Genomic DNA, 24,582 nt, shown 5'->3' on the forward strand with positions numbered 1-24,582 from the left:
CGGTCGTCACACTCGGGCGACCCCGGACGGGCCGCGGCTAGGCTGCCGACATGAGCGACGTCGATCAGCCCGGGGCGACACCGGCCAGGAGCGGCCCACGGTCCGGCTCCCCGTACGACCGGACGGCCGTCGAGGAGCTCCAGAGCATCCGCGAGAGCATCGACAACATCGACGCCGCCGTCGTGCACATGCTCGCCGAGCGGTTCAAGTGGACCCAGCGTGTCGGCTACCTCAAGGCGAACGCCGGCATGCCGCCGTCCGATCCGGCCCGTGAGCAGGTCCAGATCGCGCGGCTGCGGTCGCTCGCGGCGGAGTCGCACCTGGATCCCGCGTTCGCGGAGAAGTTCCTGAACTTCATCATCGCCGAGGTCATCCACCACCACGAACGCATCGCCGGCGGCGACGAGTGACCGGCCACCGCACCGGCCTCAGGCTCCTCGTCGGCTCGTACACGGCGACGAGCGGCGGGCACGCGACCGGGATCTCGTTCGTCGACGACAGCGGGGACCACCCCGGCGACAGCGAGCACCACGACGACGGCGACGACGTCGCGCGCGGCGGCCACGACGACGTGGTCCGGACGATCGCGGTGGTCGACGACCCCTCGTTCATCGCCGTCGACGCCGACGCCGTCTACGCAGTGAGCGAGACCGACGACGGCGGCGTGCACGCATTCCGGCGCGACGGCGTCGAACTTCGCCACCTGTGGAGCACCCGCAGCGGCGGGGACGCGCCCTGCCACGTCCGCGTCGACCCGTCCGGCGTGCTGCTCGTGGCGAACTACCTGTCCGGGACCGTCGGCGTCGTCACCACCACCGGCGGCGACCCGGCCGTCGCGGCGATGCCCCCGGTGACGGGCCCCGTCGAGGACCGCCAGGACGGCCCGCACGCGCATCAGTCGATCGGCGTGCCGCCGGACGCCGGACTCCGCGGCGACGTCATCGTGTCCGACCTCGGCGGCGACGCCCTGCACGAGTACCGGTTCGGTGCGGACGGCCTCGAGCCGGTCGCCGTGCACCACCTCGACTCAGGCACCGGCCCGCGGCACATGGCGTGGCACGACGGCGACCTCTTCGTCAGCGGCGAACTCGACGGTCGCGTGCACCGACTCCGCGTCACGGACGGCGTGCTCGGGCCCGTCGAGAGCGCGGCGACGAGCGAGCCCGCGGCGGCCGGTGACGACAGCGCGATCGCGGACGCCGCCACGGTCACCGGGTCGACCGGGCAGTCGTACCTCTCACACCTCGAGGTAACGCGGGCCGGCCTCGTCTACGTCGCGGTCCGAGGCCGTGACACCATCGCGGTGCTCGATGCCACGGGCCCCCTCCGGCTCGTCGCCGAGGTCGACTGCGGCGGCGCGTGGCCCCGGCACTTCGCGCTGACGACCGGCACCGACGGCCCGGTCGTCGTCGTCGCGAACGAGCGGTCGGACACCCTCACGGTGCTGCCGCTCGGCCCGGACGGGGTCCCCGGGGCGCCGACCGCGACGATCGCCGTCGGCAGTCCGACCTGCGTCGTCCCGCTCTGACCTGATCGAGCGGCCGACCGAGCGCCCGACCGGGCGTTCGACCAGCATCGGGCCGTACCGGGCCGGGCGGGCGAGACGGACGTCGGCCGCGCCTCCAGACCGGACCGCGGACGGGAGGCACGACCGCAGCCCGGCAGGCGGGCCGCGTCAGACTGCGGTCGGCGCCGTCACCACGTTCTCGAACGGCCGACCCTCGACGAGTGCCGCGGCCTGGCGGCGGACGAGCTCGATGGTGCGCGGGACGCTCAGGTCGGTGTTCCCGCCGACGTGCGGCGTGAGGACGGTGTTCGGGGTCGTCCAGAGCGCGTGCCCGGCGGGCAGGGGCTCCGGGTCGGTGACGTCGAGCCCCGCGTGGAGCCGTCCGGAGGTCAGCTCGGCCACGAGCGCGTCGGTGTCGACGACCTTGCCGCGGGACATGTTCACGACGAGCGCGCCGTCCGGCAGCGCTGCGAGGAACGCCGCGTCGACCATCCCCTCGGTCTCCGGGGTGAGCGGTGTGATGAGCACGACGACCTCGGCGGAGGGGAGCAGCGACGGCAGGTCCGCGAACGCCCGGACGTCGCGGCCGTCCTGGTGGCGAGCGGTCCGGGCGACCACGGTGGCGTGCGTCTTGAACGCGTCGAAGCGGTCGGCGATCTCCTTGCCGATCGCGCCGTGTCCGACCACGAGCACGTGCCGCTCGGCCAGGGAGCGCGACGGACGGGTGTCCCAGACCTCGTGCGTCCGGTCGATCGCGAACGTGTCGACCTGACGGAACGAGGCGAGGGTGATCGCGAGGGCCAGCTCGGCGGTCTCGTCGTCGTGGATGCCGCGGCCGTTCGCGAGCACCGCGTGCTCGGGGACGTGCGGCAGGGCGTGCTCGTACCCGGCGCTCGGCAGCTGGAGGAGTGCGAGGTCCGGCAGGGCCTCGACGTGCCCCCAGCGTCGTCCGCCCCGGAAGAAGAACGGCAGCGTCGCGATCCGGACCCGCTCGGGCTCCGGGTGCGGCGCGTCCATGTCCCACACCCCGAGCTCGACGCCGTCGGGTACCGGGCCGAACCGGTCGACGAGCTCCTGGAACGGCAGCGTGACGAGCAGCCGCTCGCTCATGCGGCGGGCTCGCCGATGACCGCTCCGAAGCGTGCCGGCAAGGTGCCGGTGTGGGCGTCGCGGAGCTCGGACGTCGTCGCGGTGAACACACCCTGGACCTCGAGCGCGTCCGACACCGCGTCCGTGACGCCGATCCGGAGGACCGGGAACCCGCGGACGTCGCAGAGCTTCTGGAACCGGACGTCGTCCTCGCGCCGCACCGTGACGATCACGCGACCGGTCGACTCGGAGAACAGCGCGGTCGCGGTGTCGACGCCGTCGCGGTCCTCGAGCTCGTCGAGCACCACCCGGGCTCCGACGCCGAACCGGAGGACGGACTCGGCGAGGGACTGTCCGAGACCGCCGTCCGCGAGGTCGTGTGCGCTCGTCAGGAGCTGCTCGGCCCCCGCCACCTGCAGCAGGACGGCGAGGTCCTTCTCGCGAGCGAGGTCGAGGCGCGGCGGACGGCCGCCGAGGTGCCCATGCACAGTGCCGGCCCAGGCCGAGCCGTCCAGTTCGAGCGCCGTCGTGCCGAGCAGGTAGATGTTGTTGCCGTCGTCCTGCCAGCCGGAGGGGATCCGCCGGGCGACGTCGTCGATGACCCCGAGCACGCCGACGACGGGGGTCGGGTGGATCGGGGTGGTGCCGGTCTGGTTGTAGAACGACACGTTGCCGCCGGTGACCGGGATGCCGAGCTCCATGCAGCCGTCCGCGAGCCCCTCGACGGCCTGGGCGAACTGCCACATGACCTCGGGGTCCTCCGGGGAGCCGAAGTTCAGGCAGTCGGTGACCGCTGCGGGGATCGCACCCGTCACGGCGACGTTCCGGTAGGCCTCGGCGAGGGCGAGCCGTGCGCCCTGGCGCGGGTCGAGGTGGCAGTAGCGGCCGTTGGCGTCCGTGGCGATCGCGACGCCGAGCCCGGTCTCCTCGTCGACGCGGATCATGCCGCCGTCGTCGGGGAAGCTCAGCGCGGTGTTGCCGAGGACGTACGTGTCGTACTGGTTCGTCACCCAGTCCTTGCTCGCCAGGTTCGGGGAGCCGAGCAGCCGGAGGAACTGGTCCCGGATGTCGTCACCGGTGTCCGGACGGTCGAGACCGGAGGCGTCGTCCGCCTGCAGCGCGTCGATCCACGTCGGGTAGGCGACCGGGCGGTCGTACACGGGACCGTCGACCGCGACCGTGCGGGGGTCGACGTTGACGATCTCCTGACCCTGCCAGTCGATGACCAGGCGTCCGGTGCCGGTGACCTCGCCGAGGACGCTCGTCTCGACCTCCCACTTGTCGACGACCGCCATGAACGCGTCGAGCTTGGCCGGCTGGACGACCGCCATCATCCGTTCCTGGCTCTCCGACATCAGGATCTCCTCGGCGGTGAGGGTCGGGTCGCGGAGCAGGACGTCGTCGAGCGAGATGTGCATCCCGCCGTCGCCGTTGCTCGCGAGTTCGCTCGTCGCACAGGAGATCCCGGCGGCACCGAGGTCCTGGATGCCCTCGACGAGCTCGTCCCGGAACAGCTCGAGGCAGCACTCGATGAGCACCTTCTCGGCGAACGGGTCGCCCACCTGGACCGCCGGGCGCTTCGTCGGGCCGCCCTCGGTGAACGTGTCGGAGGCGAGGATCGAGGCGCCGCCGATGCCGTCGCCGCCGGTGCGCGCGCCGAAGAGCACGATCTTGTTGCCGGTGCCCGAGGCGTTCGCCAGGTGCAGGTCCTCGTGCCGGAGCACGCCGACCGCGAGTGCGTTCACGAGCGGGTTGCCCTGGTAGATCGGGTCGAAGTACGTCTCGCCGCCGATGTTCGGCAGGCCGAGGCAGTTGCCGTAGAACGAGATGCCGCCGACGACGCCGTGCACGACGCGCTGGGTGTCCTCGGCGTCGATCGCGCCGAAGCGGAGCTGGTCCATCACGGCGACCGGGCGGGCGCCCATCGAGATGATGTCGCGGACGATGCCGCCGACACCCGTGGCCGCACCCTGGAACGGCTCGACGTAGGAGGGGTGGTTGTGCGACTCGACCTTGAACGTGACCGCGTAGCCGTTGCCGACGTCGACCACGCCGGCGTTCTCGCCCATGCCGACCATCAGGTTCTTCGTCATCTCCGGCGTGACCTTCTCGCCGAACTGCCGCAGGTGGTTCTTGCTCGACTTGTAGGAGCAGTGCTCGCTCCACATGACGGAGTACATCGCGAGTTCGCCCGACGTGGGGCGGCGGCCGAGGATCTCCTTGATCTTGGCGTACTCGTCGGCCTTCAGCCCGAGCGCTTCGTACGGCTGCTCCTTGTCCGGCCTGGCCGCGGCGTCCTGGACGGTGTCGGGGGCGGGGGGCGTGTAGGTCACTGGTGGGTCGCTCCTGGTCGCTGCTGCCGGTCCGGTCCGCTCGTCACTTGACGAGCGTCGACGCGATGACCGAGGTGAAGAAGATGAGGCCGTCGGTCCCGGAGGACATCGCGGCGGGGGTGTCCGGGCCGAACCCGGGCTCGGTGGCGTGCTCGGGGTGCGGCATCAGGCCGACGACGTTCCCGCGCTCGTTCGCGACGCCCGCGATGTCGTCGATGGAGCCGTTCGGGTTGACGCCCGCGTAGCGGAACACCACCTGCCCCTGCCCCTCGATGCGCTTGATCGTCTCGGCGTCCGCAACGAACCGGCCGTCGGCGTTCTTCAGCGGGATCGTGATCTCCTGGCCCTTCGCGAACCCGGTCGTCCATGCGGTGTCCGCGTTCTCGACGACGAGTCGCTGGTCGCGTCGGATGAACTGCTGGTGCGCGTTCCGGGTGTGCGCCCCGGGGACCAGGCGGGCCTCGGCGAGCATCTGGAACCCGTTGCAGATGCCGAGCACGGGCACACCCCGGCCCGCGGCGTCGATGACCTCGGCCATGATCGGGGCCTTCGCGGCGATGGCGCCGGCGCGGAGGTAGTCGCCGTACGAGAACCCGCCGGGCAGGACGATCGCGTCGACGCCCTGCAGGTCGTGGTCGCCGTGCCAGAGCGCGACGGGATCGCCACCGGCCAGTCGGACCGCACGCTGGGCGTCGCGGTCGTCGAGCGAACCCGGGAACGTGATGACGCCGATGCGCATCAGGCGCCTTCGACGCTGACGCTGACGACGTCCTCGATCACGGCGTTCGAGAAGACGTCGACCGCGAGCTCGCGGACCTCGGCGAGCACGGCGTCGTCGACCGGGCCGTCGACCCGGACCTCGAAGCGCTTGCCGATCCGGACGTCCGTGAGGTCGGCCTTGCCGAGCCGTGCGAGGGCATTGCCGACGGCCTTGCCCTGGGGGTCGAGGATCTCGGCCTTCGGCATGACCTCGACGACGATGGTTGGCACCTTGTTCACTCCAGCGCAGATGGGGGGAAGGGACCGGACCAGTCTACGGGGCGCGCGCCGGCGCGCCGGGCGCCGGCAGCGCCTCCAGTCCGGCGTCGGTTGCGCTTGCGTCCTGGTCCGTCGAGGCGTATGTTCCACATGGAATAGTCACGTCGGAACAATCGGACTGGAGGATCGGTGCCGGAACTCACGCCACTCGCGTTCTCCGCGCTCGGACTGCTCGCCGAGGCGCCGATGCACCCGTACGAGATGTTCCAGACGATGATCGCCCGGGGCGACGACCGGAACGTCAAGGTCCGACCGGGGACGCTCTACCACCAGGTCGGACGTCTCACCGAGCTCGGCTACGCGGTCGAGACCGGGACGGATCGACAGGGCAACCGCCCGGAGCGCACCACCTACGCGATCACGGACGCCGGACGCACCGTGCTCCGCGACGGCCTGTTCCGACTCGTCGCGGAGCCGGCCGAGGAGTTCCCGGTGTTCCACCTGGCGCTCGGCGAGCTCGAGAACCTCCCGGTGCTCGACGCGGTCCGGGCGCTCGAGCTGCGCATCGACGCACTCGAGTCGGAGCGAGCGTTCCACCACGAGGGCCTCGACGACGTCCGCGGCAAGGAGCTCGCGGAGCGCTACTGGCTCGACGTGTCGTACGTCCATGCCATGCTCGCCGCACAGATCGAGTGGTTGCGGGTCCTCGTCGACCGCCTCCGCACGGGCGACCTCCCCTGGGACGGTCCCGCCCTCCCCGAACACAGCCCGGCCTGGTACCACCACGCTGCCGGTCCCATGCACCACTCCCAGAAAGCAACCACTCGATGACCACCACCACTCCGTCGCTCCCCGGGGGCATGATCGTCGAGCGGAAGCCCTGGCCCGCGCTCTGGGCGCTCGTCATCGGGTTCTTCATGATCCTCGTCGACTCCACGATCGTGTCCGTCGCGATCCCGACGATCTCCACCAAGCTCGACGCCGACATCAACGCCGTCATCTGGGTCACCAGCGCGTACCTGCTCGCGTACGCCGTGCCGCTGCTCGTCACCGGCCGACTCGGCGACCGCTTCGGCCCGAAGAACCTGTACCTCGTCGGACTCGCGGTGTTCACGCTCTCGTCGCTCTGGTGCGGGTTCGCCGGGAACATCGAGATGCTCATCGTCGCGCGCGTCGTGCAGGGGCTCGGCGCCGCGCTCATGACACCGCAGACCATGGCCGTCATCACCCGGATGTTCCCGCCGGACAAGCGCGGCGCGGCGATGGGCCTCTGGGGCGCCGTCGCCGGGGTCGCGACGCTCGTCGGACCGATCGCCGGCGGGCTGCTCGTCGACGCGCTCGGCTGGGAGTGGATCTTCTTCGTCAACGTGCCCGTCGGCATCGTCGCATTCGTCCTCGCCGTGCGCCTCGTCCCGCAGTTCGAGACGCACGCGCACTCGTTCGACTGGCTCGGGGTGTTCCTGTCCGCGGCGGGCATGTTCCTCCTCGTCTTCGGCATCCAGGAGGGCGAGACCTACGACTGGGGGACCATCACCGGACCGATCACGGTCCCGGGGATGATCATCGCCGGGATCGTCGTGCTCGTGCTGTTCGTGCTCTGGCAGCGGTTCCAGAAGCGCGATCCGCTCCTGCCGCTCGGGCTCTTCAAGGACCGGAACTTCTCGCTCGCCAACATCGCGATCACGGCGGTCGGCCTGTCGATCTCGTCGTTCGCGCTGCCGCTCATCCTCTGGGCGCAGGACGTCAAGGGCTTCTCGCCGACGACCTCGGCACTGCTGCTCACGCCGATGGCCGTCGTCTCGATGGGCGTCGCCCCGGTGGTCGGCAAGAACCTGCACCGCTGGAACCCGCGCTGGGTGGCCACCATCGGGCTGGTGTTCTTCTCCGGCGGGCTGTTCTGGCTGTCGGCCGTCGTCCGCGGCAACGCCCCGTGGTACGACGTCATCGCCCCCGCGGTCCTCCTCGGCATCGGGTCCGGCGCGATGTGGGGGCCGCTCTCGGTCGCCGCGACCCGGAACCTCCCGCCCCGGCTGGCGGGTGCCGGAGCCGGCGTGTACAACACCACGAGGCAGGTCGGGGCGGTGCTCGGCTCGGCGGCGATCGCGGCCGTCATGGAGGCCCGGATCACGGCGAACTTCCCCGCGCGGGGTGGGTCGACCGGGGGTGCCGCGACGGGCTCCGACGGCGCGACCAGCTCGCTCGGCGTCCTGCCGTCGTTCCTGCACGGGCCGTTCTCGACCTCCATGGGCGAGGCCCTCCTGCTCCCCGCGGCGGTCATCATCGTCGCGGTCGTCGCGGCCGTGTTCTTCGCCAAGCCGCAACCGGTGTCGTGGGGCGCGACGCCCGCCGGTGCCGAGGCCCCGGCTGCCCCGGAGCACCACGCGTCCCACGCTGCCGCTCCGGCACCGACCTCCCCGGCGGCCGAACTCGCCGCCGAGTCCCACGCCGGTCGGCACGCGGCGGAGTAGCTGCCCCGTCCCCCCGGACGACACCGCCCGCGGACGACACCGCCCTCCGCCCAGGGCACCGCGCGGCACGGCGGTGTCTCGTCCGGAGGGCCGTGTCCTGTTCCGTCAGGCTGGCCCTCGCCGGCCTCGGGACAGGTGCTCGCGGGTCAGGGCCTCGACCTCCTCGTCGGAGAGCTCGTCGACGGCCCGGGCCTCGTGCCGGTCGGTCCGCTGCCACCGGACGAACAGCGTGATCAGCACCGGGATGTCGGCGACCTCCGCGATGAACCACAGCAGGTCCCCGGCCAGGTGCTGGTCCCGGAGCGCGGTCGGGAACCACGACGGACCGACGGCCCGCGCGGTCACGCCGTCGAGGACCGTCCCCGTGATCCGCAGCACGATGCCGGGGATCGCGTCGAGGATCAGCTCGACGAACGCGAGCAGGAACTCCGCCGTCACGAACGTGCTCGACCGCAGCACCGCGGGCTCGGACAGTGGCGCGATGAGCGCGAACCCGAGCACCGGCACGAGCACCGTGATCGCGACCGCCCACGCCGAGGACTCGCGGATGACCGCGGACGCCGGGGTCAGGAGCACGGCGAACATCGCGAGCGCGACCAGCGGCGCGACGATCGCGTTCCCGAGCAGGCGAACGGGCCATGCGTGCAGGGCGGCGTCGACCCGGGCGACGGTCGCGGGCCCGGCACCGAGCCGGACGAGCGCGATCGGCGCGCCGAGGGCCGCGAACGTCGGCACCGCGAACAGGAGCAGTGCGAGCCGCAGCGTGAACGCCCACCGGAGCTCCTGGTCGTACCGGCCGACGATCCCGAACTGCAGGACGCCGAAGAGCACGAGCGCGGCGACGAACCCGAGCGTCCGGACGATCGGCCAGCGATGTCCGCGTCGTCGAGCGACGACGATCCACCGCCCGTACACGAACGCGGCGACGACGATCATCGCCGCGGCGACCGAGTCGAGGTGCCAGATGCTCCAGAAGACGGCGGGGACTGGCGTCGGGGGCCTCCAGGATCGGACGGGTTCGCTCGTCCCATTGTGGATCCGGCCGGACGGGAGGCGCGGCCCGGCCTGGTGAGAGTCGGTTCAGCCCCGCGGGTGGCCGGGGGCGCGGCTGGCGGGGGTGTCGTGGCCGCGTGAGCACCTCTGCGTCACCGGGACGACACCCCGCTGTTTTGATCCGTTCAATTCTCCGTGGTTCACTGGGGCGGTGGACACGACGACCGAGGACCTCCCGGCGCTGTTGCGCGGTGCGGGCCTCCGGGTGACGTCCCAGCGCCTCGCGGTGCTCCGGGCGCTGAGCGGCGACGGCAGCGGCGACGGCAGCGGTGACGGCAACGGCGACGGGACGGCGGCCGGCCCGGACGCCGCGCACCTGACCGCCGACGACGTCCATGCCCGTGTCCGACGGGAGCTCCCGACGACCCCGCTGCAGTCCGTGTACCTGGTGCTCGGGGCACTGGCCGGGGCGGGCCTCCTCCGCCGGATCGAGCCCGCCGGGTCCGCAGCACGGTACGAGCGCCGGACCGGCGACAACCACCACCACGTCGTCTGCACGGTCTGCGGCACCATCGCGGACGTGGACTGCGCGGTCGGACACGCGCCGTGCCTGACCCCGTCGACCGCGAACGGGTTCACCATCGCGACCGCCGAGGTCACCTACTGGGGGCTCTGCGAGCGCTGCGCCGCCGACGAGTCCCACGAGACCAACCCGATGCATCGTCAACCACCACCTGAGGAGACTGCATGACCGACCAGCACGCACCCATCACCACGAGCAACAACGGCGCCCCGGTCGCCAGCGACGAGCACTCGCTGAGCGTCGGCCGCGACGGCGCGATCGCCCTGCACGACCACTACCTCGTCGAGAAGCTCGCCCAGTTCAACCGCGAGCGGATCCCGGAGCGTGTCGTGCACGCCAAGGGCGGCGGCGCGTTCGGGACGTTCCGCGTCACCGGCGACGTCAGCGCGTACACCCGCGCCGCGTTCCTGCAGCCCGGCGTCGAGACGGAGATGCTCGCCCGGTTCTCCACCGTGGCCGGCGAGCAGGGCTCCCCGGACACCTGGCGCGACCCGCGCGGATTCGCGCTGAAGTTCTACACGACCGAGGGCAACTACGACCTCGTCGGCAACAACACCCCGGTGTTCTTCATCCGCGACGGCATCAAGTTCCCGGACTTCATCCGCTCGCAGAAGCGCCTGCCCGGCACGCACCTCCGGAACCACGACATGCAGTGGGACTTCTGGACGCTCTCCCCGGAGTCCGCGCACCAGGTGACCTGGCTGATGGGCGACCGCGGCCTCCCGGCGAGCTGGCGCACGATGAACGGCTACGGTTCGCACACCTACCAGTGGGTGAACGCCGACGGTGGACGGTTCTGGGTCAAGTACCACTTCATCTCGGACCAGGGCATCGAGATCCTGCAGCAGGAGGACGCCGACCGGATCGCCGGCGAGGACGCGGACTTCCACATCCGCGACCTCTCCGAGGCGATCAAGCGCGGCGACCACCCGGTCTGGACGCTCAAGGTGCAGGTCATGCCGTACGCGGACGCCGCCGGGTACCGCTTCAACCCGTTCGACCTGACGAAGGTGTGGCCGCACGGCGACTACCCGCTCATCGAGGTCGGCACGATGACGCTCGACAAGAACCCGGAGAACTACTTCGCGCAGATCGAGCAGGCGACGTTCGAGCCGTCCAACTTCGTCCCCGGGATCGCTGCCAGTCCGGACAAGATGCTCCTCGCGCGCATCTTCAGCTACGCCGACGCGCACCGCTACCGCGTCGGCACGAACTACGCGCAGCTGCCGGTGAACGCCCCGAGGAACGAGGTGCACTCGTACTCGCAGGACGGCGCGATGCGGTTCGACTTCCAGCAGGAGGAGGTCCCCGTCTACGCGCCGAACTCCGTCGGCGGTGCGGCGGCCGATCCGCAGGCCGCCGGTGCGACCTCGGGCGGTTGGGAGAACGACGGCGAGCTCGTCCGGGCTGCCGCGTCCCTGCACGCCGAGGACGACGACTTCGGCCAGGCCGGCACCATGGTGCGCGAGGTCCTGGACGACGACGAGCGCGAACGACTCGTCGCGAACATCGTCGCCCACGTGTCGAAGGTCACCCGGCCGGAGCTGTTCGAGCGGATCTTCCAGTACTGGACGAACGTCGACGCCGACCTCGGCGCGCAGGTCCGGGCTGGTGTGCAGCCGAGCGCGCCGGGTTCGGGCGAGGACCCGGAGGCCGTCGGCGTCGAGACGCGGCACGGGGCCGAGCAGGGCGTCGCGCAGGCCTAGCGTCACGTCGAGTGAGCAGCAATCGTCGGCCGGAGTGCCGCGGCTCGACGATTGCTGCTCACTCGCGGCCTGGGCGGGCGGCGGGGCAGGACGGCGCGGGCTGGGAACTCAGACCTGCTGCGCGTTCCAGTGCAGGTCGCCTGCCGGCCAGTCCTCGAACGGCGCCGCGACCGGCAGCGCGAGCCAGCCCTCGTCGTCGACGATCGTCAGCCCGACGCCCTCCGACGACGACGAGGAGGACGTGGAGACCGTGTCGAGCAGCCGCCAGCCCGCCGCCCCGTAGAACGGGATGCGGTCCTCGCCGGTCCCGAGGAGCCCGAACGGCACGCGGAGCGCGGCGAGTTCGTCGGCTGCGCGCCGGAGGAGCTCCCGTCCGATGCCGTTGCCCTGCCACCGCGGCGCGACCCCGACGAGCCCGACCGCCCCGACGAGCAGGTCTCGTCCGCCGACGGTGACGAACAGCCGACGGATGCCGAGGTGTGCGACCACGACGTCGTCCTCCGTCGTGGCGAGGATCCGTCGTTCGGGCTGCATCCCCGACCAGCTCCGGGCGCCGATGAACCAGTGGTCGTCGTCCGGGTGGACCTGGGCGAGCATCCCCGCGATCGCCTCGTGGTCCGGGAGGCCGAGCTCGCCCTCGGGGACGACGGTCCAGCGGAGGTCTGACGGTGTCGCGGTGTGCACCCGACCATCCTGCCGGAGCGCGCGGCGCGTCGACGGGCCCCGTGCCTCCAGGCCGTGTCGCGGGCCGTCCACCGGACGTGCGGCGCTCAGGCGGCGGTGGTGACCTCGATCCGGTTCGCCCACGGGTCCTCGAAGCCGACCGTCCGGCCGTCGTCCCGGACGTCGACGCCGACGTGCCGCATCCGCTCGCCCAGCGCGCCGAGGTCGTCGGCGGTCGGGACCTCGATGCGGACGAGCCCGAGGCCGAGCCCGAGCTGCCGCCGACCGGCCCCGCGCGAGTTCCACGTGTTCATCGCCATGTGGTGGTGGTACCCGCCGGCGCTGACGAAGAGTGCCTGGTCGCCCATCGCCGCCGTCGTGGCGAACCCGAGGCCGTCGACGTAGAACGCACGGGCGCTCGCGACGTCGCCGACGGACAGGTGCACGTGCCCGACGCGACCGGGCCGGCTCGTCGCACGGTCGAGCGCGTCCTCGGTCAGGTTCTCCTGGAGGAACCGGTTCGGGTCGACGTACACGGTCGCCATGTCGACCATGCCGTGCGTCCACGACCACTCGGTGCGGTCGCGGTCCCAGTAGAGCTCCACGCCGTTGCCCTCGGGGTCGGCGAAGTAGAACGCGTTGCTGACGAGGTGGTCGGCGCTGCCGCTGAACGTGTCGGGGTACTGCGTCGCGACGGAGTACAGCGATGCGGCGAGGTCGGCCTGCGTGTCGAAGAGGACGGCCGTGTTGAACAGCCCGGCGGCACCGGGGGAGGCGTGCTGCATCTCTGGCGCGTGCTCGAGGACGACGACCGGCACGGTGCGCCGGCCGAGGACCGCCCGGCCGCCGTCCTGCGTGAGGAGCTCGAGCCGGACGCCGTCGCGGTAGTAGCGGATCATCCGGTCGAGGTCCGCCACGCGGAGCGTGACGGCGCCCATGCCGGTGGACGCGGCGAGCCGGTCGGCGTCGATGGAGGTCATCCGACCAGTGTGCGCCGATTTGGTTGACGCGTCAACTAAATGGTCGCGGTCGGTCACCCCTTCGCGGAGAAGCCGCCGTCGGCGAACAGGAGCTGGCCGTTGATCCACCCGCCCTCCGGGGAACAGAGGAACGCGACGTACGCGGCGATGTCCGACGGGGTCCCGAGGCGGCCGGCCGGGGTGGACGCGATCCCCGACGCACGGACGGCGTCGTCCATCCACCCGGTGTCGATCGGTCCGGGGTTCAGGACGTTCGCCCGGACGTCGAGGTCGCCGAGCTCGGTCGCCGCGGCGATGACGAGGCGGTCGAGTGCGCCCTTGCTCGTGCCGTAGGGCAGGTTCCGCACGGTGTGGTCGCTGGTGAGGGCGATGATGCGTCGGGGGTGGTGGTCGGCGCGGGGCGCGGCGGCGGTGTCGCGGGGTCCGGCGCCGGTGTCGGCTGCGGCGGTCGTGTCGTGTGCTGCGGTGCGGAGCGCGGCGGCGTAGGCCTGGATCATCAGGAACGGCGCCCGCGCGTTCACCGCGATGTGCCGGTCGAACGCCGCGACCGACGTCGTCGCGAAGTCGGAGTCGACGGACTCGCAGTGCGACATGACGAGCGCGCTGACCGGCCCGTCGAGCGCTGCCGACGCCCGACCGACGATCCCGCTCGCCTGGTCCGCGTCGGCGAGGTCGACCGGGAGCCGCGCGACGCGGGCCCCCGCGGAGGTGCAACGCTCGACGACGGCGTCGACGCCGTCCGGGTCCGCCGCGCCGTGCACCCGCTCGTCGTAGGGGCCCCACCAGCTGAGGGCGAGGTCCCAGCCGTCCGTCGCGAGTCGTTCGGCGAGTGCGGCCCCGATGCCGGCGCGACGGCCGACTCCCGTGACCAGTGCGATCGGTCTGTGCTCGAGCAACGTCGTCGTCCTCCCGTGGATCGGATCCCCAGGCTAGCGACCCGGACTACGCCAAGATGAGTCCATGCCCGCGCTCTCCCACCCCGCCCCCGGCGATCCCTCCGGTCCCGGTGACGAGCGCACCGGCCGGTCGAGGTCCGGGGGGAGCCGCAACCTGCGGTTCCTGCGCGACGTGGTGATCATCGTGGTCGCGGCCCTCCTGGTGTCGTTCGTCGTGAAGGCGTTCGTCATCCGGTCGTTCTTCATCCCGTCCGGGTCGATGGAGAACACGCTCCAGGTCAACGACCGCGTCATCGTCAACGAACTCGTGCCGAAGGTGTTCGGGCTCGAACGGGGCGACGTCGTCGTGTTCGAGGACCCGGGCGGATGGATCGGCGCGACCGGCAAGAACGACCTCATCAAGCGGGTGATCGGTCTCCCGGGCGACCACGTCTCGTGCTGCGACGCCGGTGGGCACGTGGTCGTGAACGGCGCGGCGCTCGACGAGCCGTACGCGATCTACTCCGGTGGGCCGGCGGAACGGTCCCGCAAGTCCTTCGACGTCACGGTCCCCGCCGGGCAGGTCTGGGTGATGGGCGACAACCGCGGGAACTCGGCGGACTCCCGGTTCCACGGGACGGTGCCGGAGTCCGACGTCATCGGGCGGGCCTTCGTCATCTCCTGGCCGGTGTCGCGGTGGTCCTGGCTGGGGCGGTTCCCGGACACGTTCGCCGACGTCCCGAAGCCGTAGCCGGGCCTCCCGGGCCGCCAGCTGGTGCCGGGCCGCCAGCTGGTGCCGCCAGCCGGTGCCGCCAGCCGGTGCCGACGTCGAGAATGCGGCGGACCGGGGTGCCAGAGCGTTCCGACCCCGCGATCGTGCATCCTCGCCCGGACCCGCCCGGACCCGCCCGGACCCGCTTGGACCCGCCCGGACCGACCGCCGGGGTCAGCAGCCCGTCGTCGCCAGGCGGACGTGGGCGACCGCGTCGTACGAGACCGTCGAGTGCACCGCGCAGAGGCCCTTCGCCCGGACGGTCACCGCACCCAGCGGGACCCCGGCGAAGTCCGCGGTCTGACCCCCGAGCATCGACTGGTGCTCGACCATCTGGTGCTGCGCGTCGAACACCTCGACCAGGTAGTGGTGGTCCGCCGCGGCGTCGGTGCTCAGCGCGACGGTGATCCGGCCGGTGCTGTCGTGGACGGCGCACCCGGTGAGGGCCGTCCCGGCGACGAGCACGATCGCGGTGAGGGACAGGGAACGACGGAACACCCCCTCAGCCTACGTCGGCGTGACGACGCCGACGCTGGACGAACGGGCGCCCAGGCCTGGAGGCGGTGGTCGCCCGGCCGCGCCGGCGTCAGGCGCCGAGGCGGTCCAGCAGCTCCGCGTAGCGTGCCGCCGTCGTCGCGACGACCTCGTCGGGCAGGACCGGCGGCGCGCCCTGCCGGTCCCAGTTCGCGCTGAGCCAGTCGCGGACGATCTGCTTGTCGAACGACGCCGTTCGGTCCCCACCGCCGGTCGCGGTGTCCACGTGCGCGTCCCAGTAGCGGCTCGAGTCGCTCGTCAGGACCTCGTCGGCGATCCGGACGATCCCGTCGGCGTCCTGGCCGAACTCGAACTTCGTGTCGGCGATGACGACACCGCGGGCGAGGGCGATCGCCGCGGCCGTCTCGTAGACGTGCAGCGCGAGGTCGCGGAGCGTCGTGGCGACCGACTCCCCGACGAGCTCCACGGTCTGCTCGAACGTGATGTTCTCGTCGTGGTCGCCCTGCTCGGCCTTGAACGCCGGTGTGTAGATCGGCTCGGGGAGACGGTCGCCGTTCGACAGACCGGCGGGGAGCGCGACGCCGCAGACGCTGCCGGACTCCTGGTACTCCGCCCAGCCGCTGCCGACGAGGTAGCCGCGCACGACGCACTCGACCGGGTACATCGCCAACGGCATCACGCGCATCGACCGGTCGGCGACCTCGTCCGGGACGGGTGTGGCGGATGCGGTGTCCGGGAGCAGATGGTTCGGGACGTCCGCGAGCTGCGCGAACCAGAACCGGGACAGCCGGGTGAGGATCGAGCCCTTGCCCGGGATCGGCGGTTCGAGCATGAAGTCGTACGCGCTCACCCGGTCGCTCGCGACGAGGAGGAGCTCGGACGCGGTCGCGAGCGTGTCACCGGTCGGCACGTAGAGATCCCGGACCTTGCCGGAGTAGACGTGGTCCCAGCCGTCGAGCGGGATCCCTGCGTTCATCGGACGACCTTCCGGGCGATGTCGGTGCGGAACTGACCGCCCTCGAGCCCGATGCGTCCGAGCCCGTCGTACGCGCGGTCCCTGGCCTGCCGGAAGTCGTCGCCGACCGCCGAGACGCTGAGGACCCGGCCACCGGTCGCGACGAGTTCACCGTCCAGGAGCGCCGTCGCCGCGTGCAGGACGCTGACCCCGTCCACCGCTGCCGCGTCGTCGACACCCGTCAGCCGACGTCCGGTGATCGGGTCCTCCGGGTAGCCGGCACTCGCGAGCACCACGGTCACCCCGGCGTGGGGATGGAACTCCGGCAGCGGGCGTTCGCCGAGGGTGCCGGTCGAGGCGGCGTACAGCAGCTCGCTCAGCGGGGTCACCAGTCGGGGCAGGACGACCTGCGTCTCGGGGTCGCCGAAGCGCGCGTTGAACTCGATGACCCGGACCCCCTGCTCGGTGACGATCAGGCCGCAGTAGAGGAGGCCGACGAACGGCGTGCCCTCGTGCTCGAGCCGGCGGATCGTGGGGAGGGCGACGAGGTCGGTGACCTCGGCGACGAACTCCCGCTCGGACTCCCAGCGGTCGGCGAGCCAGGGCAGCGGAGAGTACGCCCCCATGCCGCCGGTGTTCGGTCCGACGTCGCCGTCCGACAGGCGCTTGTAGTCCTGCGCCGGGCTGAGCGGGAGGACGTCGTGGCCGTCGCTCAGGAAGAACAGCGAGACCTCCTCTCCGTCGAGGAACTCCTCGACCACGACCGGACCGTGCTGCAGCCAGTACCGGGCGTGCTCGACCGCGGCACCGCGGTCCTCCGTCACGAGGACGCCCTTGCCCGCCGCGAGACCGTCGGCCTTGACGACGTACGGCGCACCGAGTTCGTCCAGCGCGGACTCGGCCTCGGCCAGCGACGCGGCCGACACCGGCCTGCCGGTCGGCACCGCGGCCTCCTGCATGATGCGCTTGGCGAAGGCCTTGGAGCCCTCGAGCTGCGCGGCGGCCCGGCTCGGGCCGAAGACGGCGATGCCGCGTGTGCGGACCGCATCCGCGACGCCGGCGATGAGCGGGGCCTCCGGTCCGACGACGACCAGCTCGATCCCGTTCTCGATCGCGTACTCGGCGACGAGCGCGCCGTTCGACGGGTCGAGCGAGACCGTCTCGACGTCGGCCGCGATGCCGGCGTTGCCGGGTGCGCAGGTGATGACGTGGTCGGCGCGCTCCGCGAGGAGCGCCGTGATGATCGCGTGCTCACGGGCACCGGAACCGAGGACGAGGATACGCACGCGGCCAGCCTACCGAGCGCGTGGGATCCACCCGAGCCCGCGGGCTAGCCTGGGGCGGTGCCAGCCAGGATCATCGACCCGGACGAGGGGACTGCCGCCCTCGACGCGGTCCGCCGGGGTGCGATCGACCGGCCGACGACCGCGACCGCCGTGCGGTTCCTCCTGCAGTCGCTCGCCGCTGCGGTCCCCGGGAACAGCGTCGAGGTCCGGGTGCCGCCGTTCGGGGCCGTGCAGGCGGTCCCGGGACCGCGGCACACTCGCGGGACCCCGCCGAACGTGGTCGAGATGGACGCCGGGACCTGGCTCGCGCTCGCGACCGGCGAGCTCACCTGGACCGAGGCGGTCCGGCAGGCACGGGTGAGCGCCTCGGGATCCCGCGCGGACCTGACGGAGTTCCTGCCGGTGCGACCGACGGAGGCATGAGCCGCGGGCGAGTCCGGAGGTCCGGGAGCCGGGGAGGCCGGGAGCCTGGGAGACCGGGAGTCTGCGAGTTCGGGAGACCGGGACGACGAATTAGGTACCGCCTACCGATGCCGCCCCGCAACCGGTTGTCTACGCTGAGGGAGCCGCCGGGATTCGGACCCGACCCGAACGGGTCCGAACCCGGCGACCATGACCACACTACGGGAGTACCGGTCGTGCCCGCGACCCGCCGCGCCAGATGGATCCGTCAGACGAGGTCGGCGAGTTCGGACCGCGAGTGGATGTCCCACTTGGCGAAGATCCGGGACATGTGCGCGTCGACGGTCCGGACCGACAGCCCCAGCTCGTCCGCGATCTGCCGGTTGCTGCGTCCGTCGCCCGCGAGCTCGGCGACCTCGAACTCGCGCCGCGTCAGGAACGTCCGCCCGAGGTGCGCCGCGGTGAGCGGGAACCCGTACTCGGCGAGTTCGGTCCGCGCGGCGCGAGACGCCGCCATGTCACCGCGCTCGAGTGCGTCGATGTGCGCGATGTACGCCCGCGCCACCGGGGTCTGGACGTGGCGTGCCGCGGTCTGGATCCGGTCGACGGTCCCGGAGACGTCGCGCCCCTGGGCGTTCGCCATCTCGTAGACCATCATCAGCGCGAAGAGGGCCGGGAGCCAGGCGCCGGTCCGCTCGGACCGTTCGGCGATCTCCAGGGCGTGTTCGAGCGCGAGCGGGTGCCCGAGGAGGTGCTCGACGACGACCGTGGTCGACGGGAGTTCCTCGGCGGTGATCCGCATGCCGCGGACCGGGATCGACCTGGCCCGTTCGAGTGCCGCACCGGCTTCGGCGGGTCGGCCGAGCATCGCGAGTGCGAACGACAACCGGGTCCAGGGGTACGCGGCGAACCCGCCGTGGTCCGCCACCTCGAACCGCTCGCAGGCCGCGCGGAAGGCCGTCTCGGCGTCGGCCCAGCGGCGTTCCGCGATCGCGAGGTTGCCGCCGCCGATGAGCTCGAGCGTGAAGTCGTACTTGAAGAACGGGTCCGACTGCCGGGCCACCTCGGTCGTCAGCCCCGGGATGTCGCCCGCCCACATCTGGACCTGGTGCAGCACCGAGGCGATCTCGCCGAGACTCCACGGCGCGTCCGCGACGTTGGCGCTCGCCGTCCGGAACGCGGCGGACGCGAGCGCGTACGACTCCGGGACGCGCCCGGCGACCGCGAGGGCGATGACGGCGCACGGTGCGAGGGCCAGGAACCCGAACGGGACGGCCTCCGCCTCGAGGACCCGGGACCGGTCGACCTCGGCGAGCACGTCCGGGAACCGGCCGCCCCAACCGAGGTGGGTCAACCGGAGGATCCGCAGGCGCTCGCGGGCGTCCGCGCCGACGAGGGTCATGGCCTCGTCGACGACGGTGAGCGCGAGGTCGACGTCGTCGTCGTGGAACTGGAGCAGGTTCGCGAGGACCTCCGCGGCCTCGACGACCAGCGCGTCCTCGACGGCCGGCGTGTCCTCGACGGTCCCGGCGGCGGACTGCGCCGCGGCGGCGCGGGCGACCCGCCAGGCCTCCTCGGCGTCGTGTCTGGCGGATTCCCGGCCGGAACTGAAGGTCAGCGCGACCGCCCGGGCGCACCGGGCCGCGACGGACACCCGGGTCGGGACGTCCACGCTCGACAACGCGGACGACGCCAGGGCGATGCCGCTCTCGTACTCCTGCATCCGGACGGCGGCCTGCGCGGCGTCGAGCAGCTGGTCCGCCGGCGGCAGCACGCCGCACTCGAGGGCCCACAGCGCGGCACGGAGCCGAGCGGCGGGTGGCGCGCCGACGGTGGAGTCGGCGCGGAACGCGTTCGCGCGCTCGAACAGCCGGCTCCGACGAGCGATCGGCACGAGCGTCCGGATCACCTCGCCGATGAGCGGGTGCGACGGGCGGACCATCGGCGTGCCGTCGCTGGCGGTCTCGACGTCGACGGTGACGAGTCCGAGCGCAGCGACCCGGTCGACGTCGCCGTCCCCCACGAGCCGGAGCAGTCGGGACAGCGGGATCGGGTCGGCGAGGGCGACGATGTCCACGACGTCGCGGAGGTCGCCGGGCAGCTTCGCGAGCTCCGTCCGGTACATGTCGGCGAGGCTGTTCGACGCACGGATCCTTCCGGGCCAGTACCAGCCCGAGGTGGTCCGGTCGAGGGCGCCGGACGCGATCGCGGCACGGACGACCTCGCGGAGGTAGAGCGGGTTGCCCTGGGTCGCGCGGTGCACCCGGTCGATCGACACGGACTCGACCGGGCCGTCGAGGGCGAGCACCAGGAGCTGCTCGGTCTCCGCCCGGTCGAGGGGCGCGAGGTCGATCCGTTCGAGCAGGTCGTCCTGCCAGAGGCGGCGGAGCGGCTCGGCGAGCGTGGTGAAGTCGCGACAGGTCACCACGATGCGGGTGCCCTGGGTCCGGACGAGCCGGGCCACCTCGTGCGCGGCCACGAGGTCGAGGCGGTCGGCGTCGTCGACGTGGAGGACGACGTCCGGGCCGACGTCCGCGCCGACCTCCGCGGCGTCGAACGGGGCCCCGGACCCGATGCCGGTCGCCGTGACGTGCAGCACGCGCGGTCGCTGGGGGTCGGTGCGGAGGACCCGCTCGACCACGCGGTCGGCCATGGTGCTCTTGCCGAGTCCCGGGGACCCGACGATCGCGACGCTCCATCGGTGCTCGGCGACGACGGCGACAGCTCGCCGTTCCTCGACACGGGCGACGACCGGCCACGCCAGACGGGCAGGGACGTGGTCCCGGTCGGCCTCGTCGAGGCGCGCGGACATGGCGTCACGGCGTGCTTCGTGCACCGGTTCGACCACGACCGCTCCTCCCTGTCAGCGCGGACCTGCATCCCGGTCGATTCTCCTCTGCGGATCGGGCCCGCGACAGGTCGGGGGACGTCCCAAGGTGGGGGACAATGGGAGCGTGAGCACCACCGATGGACCCGACCTCCCCGGCGCGGAGAACCGTCCCGTGACGCCTGCCCCTGCTCCGGCGGAGTCGGCGTCCGCACGCGAGATCTCGATCCGTCGTGCCCCGAAGTTCGGCGTGTTCATCCTGGGCGGTGGGGTGCTCGGCCTCGTCGCGACGATCGTCGTGGTCGCCGCCACGATGGACCTCGACCGTGGTGCCGCGGCGACGAACGACGGCACGACGACCTCGGCGGACGTCGGGTTCTGGGGTCTGGTGGGGTACTTCGGGCTCTACGGCGTCACGGCGGGACTGGTCGTCGGGGCGATCGTCGCGGTCGTCCTCGACTGGCGCCTCTCGAAGCGGGCGGCCCGCCTCACGGCCGAGCACCTCGACATCCAGATGCCGGGCGACACGGTCGACGGCGATGCCGATCCGGCGGACGACGACCGTCGGTAGGCCGGAGGTCGCCGGCGCGAATCCCTGACGGACTGGAGGCACGGCCCGACCTGGTGCCGCGCCTCCCGTCACCGGCATGGCCGGGCCAGCGCTGGCGCGTGGTCCCGGAACCGGCCGCGAGGGCCCGGCCCGGCGTCAGCTCAGCTGGTTCGCCTCGACCCAGGCGAGGTACTCCGGGCTCACCGTCCCGGTGACGTAGTCGCCCGTGAAGCAGCTCATCTCGAGCTCGGTGACGTCGGATCCCTCGCAGATGGCCGAGCGCATGTCCTCGACCTCCTGGTAGATCAGGTGGTCGCTCCCGAGCACCTGGTTGATCTCCGGGATCTTCCGGCCGTGCGCGATGAGCTCGGCGCGGGTCGGCATGTTGATGCCGTAGACGTGGGGGTAGCGGACCGGAGGCGCGGCGGAGGTGAAGGTGACCTCGTTCGCTCCGGCCGCGCGGGCCATCTCGACGATCTCCTTGCTCGTCGTGCCGCGCACGATCGAGTCGTCCACGATGAGGATGTTCTTGCCCTTGAACTCCGACGACATCGCGTTGAGCTTCTGCCGGACGCTCCGCTTGCGCTCCGCCTGCCCGGGCATGATGAAGGTGCGACCCACGTACCGGTTCTTGTAGAAGCCCTCGCGGTACTCGATGCCGAGCTTCTGCGCGACCTGCATCGCCGCCGGTCGTGAGGAGTCCGGGATCGGCATGACGACGTCGATGTCGCCGGCCGGTGCGTGCGTCGCGATGGTGTCGGCGAGACGGTTCCCGAGGCGCAGACGAGCGTCGTACACCGAGATGCCGTTCATGATCGAGTCCGGACGCGCCAGGTAGACGTACTCGAACGAGCACGGGATGAGGCGCGGGTCCGCCGCGCACTGCCGGCTGACGAGTTGTCCGTCGAGGGTGATGAACACGGCCTCGCCCGGGGCGATGTCGCGGACGATGTCGTAGCCGCCGGACTCGAGCACGAGCGACTCCGACGCGACGATCCACTCGCTCCGGTCCGGGTGGGACTCGGCGAACCGGTGTCCGAGGATGAGCGGCCGGATGCCGAACGGGTCGCGGAACGCCAGGAGCCCGTGCCCCGCGATCATCGCGATCGTCGCGTACGACCCCTCGACGCGCTCGTGCACGCGTTCGACGGCGTCGAACACCTGCTCGGGGTCGAGGTCGGTGCCGCGGACCTGCGCCTGCAGCTCGTGCGCGAGGACGTTCACGAGCAGCTCGGTGTCGGAGGACGTGTTGAGGTGCCGGCGATCGACGTCGAACAGTTCGCGCGTCAGTTCCCGCGTGTTCGTCAGGTTGCCGTTGTGCACGAGGACGATCCCGTACGGCGCGTTGACGTAGAACGGCTGCGCTTCTTCCTCGTTGCTCGCGACGCCCTTGGTGGCGTAGCGGACGTGTCCGAGGCCCATCGTGCCGAGGAGCGACCGCATGTCGCGCGTCCGGAAGGCCTCGCGCACGTGGCCACGGGTCTTGTGGGCGTGGAAGACATGGCCTTCGTTCGTGGCGATGCCGGTCGAGTCCTGTCCGCGGTGCTGCAGCAGGAGGAGCGCGTCGTAGATCGATTGGTTGGCGGGACCCTGCGAGACGAGACCGACGATGCCGCACATGCCGACGTGGCTCCAGACCGTAGAGTGTGGGGGTACCGAACAAGTCTGCCATGCCCGCGGAGGATGAACGAATGGTGAACCCGTACGCCGAGGCCGGCGTCGACACGGCGGCGGGCGACCTGGCGGTCGAGCTCATGAAGTCGGCGGTGTCCGCGACGCACAACCCGTCCGTCCTGGGCGGTGTGGGCGGGTTCGCCGGGCTCTACGACGTCTCGTTCCTGCGGGACTTCTCACACCCGCTGCTCGCCACCTCCACCGACGGGGTCGGCACGAAGGTCGCGATCGCACAGGCCATCGACAAGCACGACACCATCGGACTCGACCTCGTCGGCATGGTCGTCGACGACATCGTCGTGGTCGGCGCGACGCCGCTCTTCATGACGGACTACATCGCGTGCGGACGCGTCGTCCCGTCGCGGATCGCGGACATCGTCGCCGGCATCGCCCGTGGCTGCTCGGCGACCGGGACCGCGCTCGTCGGCGGCGAGACCGCCGAGCACCCGGGGCTCCTCGGCCCGGACGACTACGACGTCGCCGGTGCGGCCGTCGGCGTCGTGGAGGCCGACCTGCAGCTCGGTCCGCAGCTCGTCGAGGACGGCGACGTCGTGATCGCGATCGCCTCGTCCGGTCTGCACTCCAACGGGTACTCGCTCGTCCGGCACATCCTGAGCGGCCGCGGGATCGCCTTCACCGACCACTCGGACGACCTCGGCGGCGTCGTCGGCGAGGTCCTGCTCGAGCCGACCCGCCTGTACACGACGCCGCTCGTCGACCTGCTCGCCGACCCGGTGTTCGCGGGGCAGGTGCACGCACTCTCGCACGTCACCGGTGGCGGCATCGCGGCGAACCTGGCTCGGGTGCTGCCCATCGGGTCGTGGGTCGAGGTCGATCGTGCCTCGTGGACGCCGCTGCCGGTGTTCCAGGTGCTCGCGTCGATGAACGGCACCGCGATCCAGGACACCGAGGGCACCTGGAACCTCGGCATCGGGATGTTCGCCGTCGTCGCGCAGGGTGCTGCCGAGGCGGTGGTGGAGGCCCTCGGTCGCTCAGGGCTCGCCGCGTGGCCGGTCGGCGAGGTCTCGACGGCAGCGCACGACCTGACCGGGTTCGAGCAGGGTGCGAAGGGCGTCGACGGCGGGGCCGTGCGCCTCGTCGGGACCTACGCGGCGTAGCGCGGGCGCCGCGGCCGCGGCCGCGGGCGCGCCGCACGCGAGCGTGCGATTCCGCCCCGTCCGGACCGCAGGTACGGGGCGAAACTGCACTCTCGCGCCCGGCCGTCCGGCCGCTCGCCCGCGGGCCCGCGTCCCCCTTCGAGCACGCGAGCGTGCGATTCCGCGCTGTTCTCGGCGGAGATACGGGGCGGAACTGCACGGTCGCGGCCGCCCGGCCGCCCGGCCCCGGGCCGGCCGGGCGGCCCAGTGGCCCCGGGCCGGCCCGGGCGCAGGCCGGGCCCGCGCCCGCCCCGTCCTCCCTACGAGTTCGCGAGCGTGCGATTCCGCC

Annotated in this window: 23 protein-coding genes; 10 read left to right on the plus strand and 13 right to left on the minus strand. The window is 72.1% G+C overall.

The annotated features are described in order from the left end of the window. The first annotated feature begins 50 nt into the window (after positions 1-50). Entirely contained in the window at positions 51-410 is a 360-nt protein-coding gene (locus ACO0E0_RS01250; protein ID WP_422869584.1) for a chorismate mutase, read from the plus strand. Beyond that, complete coding sequence (locus ACO0E0_RS01255) at positions 407-1,528, plus strand: lactonase family protein (RefSeq protein ID WP_422869585.1); 1,122 nt, start codon at positions 407-409, stop codon at positions 1,526-1,528. Before ACO0E0_RS01250 ends, ACO0E0_RS01255 begins: the two co-directional genes overlap by 4 nt. Positions 1,529-1,675: 147 nt before the next feature. Here ACO0E0_RS01255 and ACO0E0_RS01260 read toward each other — a convergent pair whose 3' ends face one another. From ACO0E0_RS01260 to purS, 4 genes are read right to left on the minus strand one after another with little or no spacing between them, the layout of a single operon-like run. Continuing rightward, positions 1,676-2,617, minus strand: coding sequence for a 2-hydroxyacid dehydrogenase (locus ACO0E0_RS01260; protein ID WP_422869586.1), 942 nt, complete (start codon positions 2,615-2,617; stop codon positions 1,676-1,678). Next, a complete protein-coding gene (purL, locus tag ACO0E0_RS01265) occupies positions 2,614-4,929 on the minus strand; it encodes a phosphoribosylformylglycinamidine synthase subunit PurL (RefSeq protein WP_422869587.1) in 2,316 nt (771 codons plus the stop codon). The genes ACO0E0_RS01260 and purL overlap by 4 nt, the downstream gene beginning before the upstream one ends. A gap of 43 nt (positions 4,930-4,972) precedes the next feature. Continuing rightward, positions 4,973-5,668 (minus strand): phosphoribosylformylglycinamidine synthase subunit PurQ, encoded by a 696-nt coding sequence (purQ, locus tag ACO0E0_RS01270; RefSeq protein ID WP_422869588.1) that lies wholly within the window; start codon positions 5,666-5,668, stop codon positions 4,973-4,975. After that, entirely contained in the window at positions 5,668-5,919 is a 252-nt protein-coding gene (gene purS / locus ACO0E0_RS01275; protein WP_422869589.1) for a phosphoribosylformylglycinamidine synthase subunit PurS, read from the minus strand. The genes purQ and purS overlap by 1 nt, the downstream gene beginning before the upstream one ends. 177 nt (positions 5,920-6,096) lie before the next feature. Here purS and ACO0E0_RS01280 point away from each other — a divergent pair, with 177 nt between their 5' ends. Next, positions 6,097-6,738: a PadR family transcriptional regulator gene (locus ACO0E0_RS01280; protein ID WP_422869590.1), complete on the plus strand. Its 642-nt coding sequence runs from the start codon at positions 6,097-6,099 to the stop codon at positions 6,736-6,738. Next, on the plus strand, positions 6,735-8,375 hold the full coding sequence (locus ACO0E0_RS01285; protein WP_422869591.1) for a DHA2 family efflux MFS transporter permease subunit: 1,641 nt from the start codon (positions 6,735-6,737) through the stop codon (positions 8,373-8,375). The genes ACO0E0_RS01280 and ACO0E0_RS01285 overlap by 4 nt, the downstream gene beginning before the upstream one ends. Positions 8,376-8,480: 105 nt before the next feature. On the opposite strand, the gene ACO0E0_RS01290 is transcribed toward ACO0E0_RS01285, so the two are convergent. Further along, complete coding sequence (locus ACO0E0_RS01290; protein WP_422869592.1) at positions 8,481-9,311, minus strand: cytochrome c oxidase assembly protein; 831 nt, start codon at positions 9,309-9,311, stop codon at positions 8,481-8,483. Between the two features lie 268 nt (positions 9,312-9,579). On the opposite strand from ACO0E0_RS01290, the gene ACO0E0_RS01295 reads away from it, so the two are divergent. Next, a complete protein-coding gene (locus ACO0E0_RS01295) occupies positions 9,580-10,119 on the plus strand; it encodes a Fur family transcriptional regulator (RefSeq protein WP_422869593.1) in 540 nt (179 codons plus the stop codon). After that, positions 10,116-11,657, plus strand: coding sequence for a catalase (locus ACO0E0_RS01300; protein WP_422869594.1), 1,542 nt, complete (start codon positions 10,116-10,118; stop codon positions 11,655-11,657). The genes ACO0E0_RS01295 and ACO0E0_RS01300 overlap by 4 nt, the downstream gene beginning before the upstream one ends. Positions 11,658-11,765: 108 nt before the next feature. Here ACO0E0_RS01300 and ACO0E0_RS01305 read toward each other — a convergent pair whose 3' ends face one another. The 3 genes from ACO0E0_RS01305 to ACO0E0_RS01315 all read right to left on the minus strand — a co-directional run bounded on the left by ACO0E0_RS01305 (position 11,766) and on the right by ACO0E0_RS01315 (position 14,196). Further along, positions 11,766-12,341 (minus strand): GNAT family N-acetyltransferase, encoded by a 576-nt coding sequence (locus ACO0E0_RS01305; RefSeq protein ID WP_422869595.1) that lies wholly within the window; start codon positions 12,339-12,341, stop codon positions 11,766-11,768. A gap of 86 nt (positions 12,342-12,427) precedes the next feature. Continuing rightward, a complete protein-coding gene (locus ACO0E0_RS01310; protein WP_422869596.1) occupies positions 12,428-13,300 on the minus strand; it encodes a VOC family protein in 873 nt (290 codons plus the stop codon). Positions 13,301-13,353: 53 nt separating this feature from the next. Continuing rightward, positions 13,354-14,196, minus strand: coding sequence for an SDR family oxidoreductase (locus tag ACO0E0_RS01315; protein WP_422869597.1), 843 nt, complete (start codon positions 14,194-14,196; stop codon positions 13,354-13,356). A 64-nt stretch (positions 14,197-14,260) separates the two neighbouring features. Here ACO0E0_RS01315 and lepB point away from each other — a divergent pair, with 64 nt between their 5' ends. Continuing rightward, positions 14,261-14,926 (plus strand): signal peptidase I, encoded by a 666-nt coding sequence (lepB, locus tag ACO0E0_RS01320; RefSeq protein ID WP_422869598.1) that lies wholly within the window; start codon positions 14,261-14,263, stop codon positions 14,924-14,926. Between the two features lie 195 nt (positions 14,927-15,121). Here lepB and ACO0E0_RS01325 read toward each other — a convergent pair whose 3' ends face one another. The 3 genes from ACO0E0_RS01325 to purD all read right to left on the minus strand — a co-directional run bounded on the left by ACO0E0_RS01325 (position 15,122) and on the right by purD (position 17,683). Continuing rightward, positions 15,122-15,445: a hypothetical protein gene (locus ACO0E0_RS01325; protein ID WP_422869599.1), complete on the minus strand. Its 324-nt coding sequence runs from the start codon at positions 15,443-15,445 to the stop codon at positions 15,122-15,124. Positions 15,446-15,533: 88 nt separating this feature from the next. Next, positions 15,534-16,418 (minus strand): phosphoribosylaminoimidazolesuccinocarboxamide synthase, encoded by an 885-nt coding sequence (locus tag ACO0E0_RS01330; RefSeq protein WP_422869600.1) that lies wholly within the window; start codon positions 16,416-16,418, stop codon positions 15,534-15,536. Then, positions 16,415-17,683, minus strand: coding sequence for a phosphoribosylamine--glycine ligase (gene purD / locus ACO0E0_RS01335; RefSeq protein WP_422869601.1), 1,269 nt, complete (start codon positions 17,681-17,683; stop codon positions 16,415-16,417). Before purD ends, ACO0E0_RS01330 begins: the two co-directional genes overlap by 4 nt. Before the next feature lie 57 nt (positions 17,684-17,740). Between purD and ACO0E0_RS01340 the strand changes: the two genes are divergently transcribed. Beyond that, positions 17,741-18,106, plus strand: coding sequence for a sterol carrier family protein (locus tag ACO0E0_RS01340; RefSeq protein WP_422869602.1), 366 nt, complete (start codon positions 17,741-17,743; stop codon positions 18,104-18,106). A gap of 247 nt (positions 18,107-18,353) precedes the next feature. Here ACO0E0_RS01340 and ACO0E0_RS01345 read toward each other — a convergent pair whose 3' ends face one another. Further along, positions 18,354-20,933, minus strand: coding sequence for a LuxR C-terminal-related transcriptional regulator (locus ACO0E0_RS01345; protein ID WP_422869603.1), 2,580 nt, complete (start codon positions 20,931-20,933; stop codon positions 18,354-18,356). A gap of 106 nt (positions 20,934-21,039) precedes the next feature. Between ACO0E0_RS01345 and ACO0E0_RS01350 the strand changes: the two genes are divergently transcribed. Further along, on the plus strand, positions 21,040-21,483 hold the full coding sequence (locus ACO0E0_RS01350) for a hypothetical protein (protein WP_422869604.1): 444 nt from the start codon (positions 21,040-21,042) through the stop codon (positions 21,481-21,483). A 135-nt stretch (positions 21,484-21,618) separates the two neighbouring features. On the opposite strand, the gene purF is transcribed toward ACO0E0_RS01350, so the two are convergent. Further along, positions 21,619-23,082 carry an amidophosphoribosyltransferase gene (purF, locus tag ACO0E0_RS01355; protein ID WP_422869605.1) on the minus strand — a complete coding sequence of 488 codons (1,464 nt, stop codon included), beginning with the start codon at positions 23,080-23,082 and terminating at the stop codon, positions 21,619-21,621. Positions 23,083-23,153: 71 nt separating this feature from the next. Between purF and purM the strand changes: the two genes are divergently transcribed. Then, on the plus strand, positions 23,154-24,254 hold the full coding sequence (gene purM / locus ACO0E0_RS01360) for a phosphoribosylformylglycinamidine cyclo-ligase (protein ID WP_422869606.1): 1,101 nt from the start codon (positions 23,154-23,156) through the stop codon (positions 24,252-24,254). Positions 24,255-24,582 lie beyond the last annotated feature (328 nt).

Source organism: Curtobacterium phyllosphaerae (assembly GCF_049341865.1).
Lineage (GTDB): Bacteria > Actinomycetota > Actinomycetes > Actinomycetales > Microbacteriaceae > Curtobacterium > Curtobacterium phyllosphaerae.

What these genes read in the sequence shown, in the direction of transcription:
- ACO0E0_RS01250 (WP_422869584.1), top strand. Translation starts at nt 51, where the DNA reads ATGAGCGACGTCGATCAGCCCGGGGCGACACCGGCCAGGAGCGGCCCA.
- ACO0E0_RS01260 (WP_422869586.1), bottom strand. Translation starts at nt 2,617, where the DNA reads ATGAGCGAGCGGCTGCTCGTCACGCTGCCGTTCCAGGAGCTCGTCGAC.
- purQ (WP_422869588.1), bottom strand. Translation starts at nt 5,668, where the DNA reads ATGCGCATCGGCGTCATCACGTTCCCGGGTTCGCTCGACGACCGCGAC.
- ACO0E0_RS01285 (WP_422869591.1), top strand. Translation starts at nt 6,735, where the DNA reads ATGACCACCACCACTCCGTCGCTCCCCGGGGGCATGATCGTCGAGCGG.
- ACO0E0_RS01290 (WP_422869592.1), bottom strand. Translation starts at nt 9,311, where the DNA reads ATGATCGTCGTCGCCGCGTTCGTGTACGGGCGGTGGATCGTCGTCGCT.
- ACO0E0_RS01300 (WP_422869594.1), top strand. Translation starts at nt 10,116, where the DNA reads ATGACCGACCAGCACGCACCCATCACCACGAGCAACAACGGCGCCCCG.
- ACO0E0_RS01310 (WP_422869596.1), bottom strand. Translation starts at nt 13,300, where the DNA reads ATGACCTCCATCGACGCCGACCGGCTCGCCGCGTCCACCGGCATGGGC.
- lepB (WP_422869598.1), top strand. Translation starts at nt 14,261, where the DNA reads ATGCCCGCGCTCTCCCACCCCGCCCCCGGCGATCCCTCCGGTCCCGGT.
- ACO0E0_RS01330 (WP_422869600.1), bottom strand. Translation starts at nt 16,418, where the DNA reads ATGAACGCAGGGATCCCGCTCGACGGCTGGGACCACGTCTACTCCGGC.
- purF (WP_422869605.1), bottom strand. Translation starts at nt 23,082, where the DNA reads ATGTGCGGCATCGTCGGTCTCGTCTCGCAGGGTCCCGCCAACCAATCG.
- purM (WP_422869606.1), top strand. Translation starts at nt 23,154, where the DNA reads ATGGTGAACCCGTACGCCGAGGCCGGCGTCGACACGGCGGCGGGCGAC.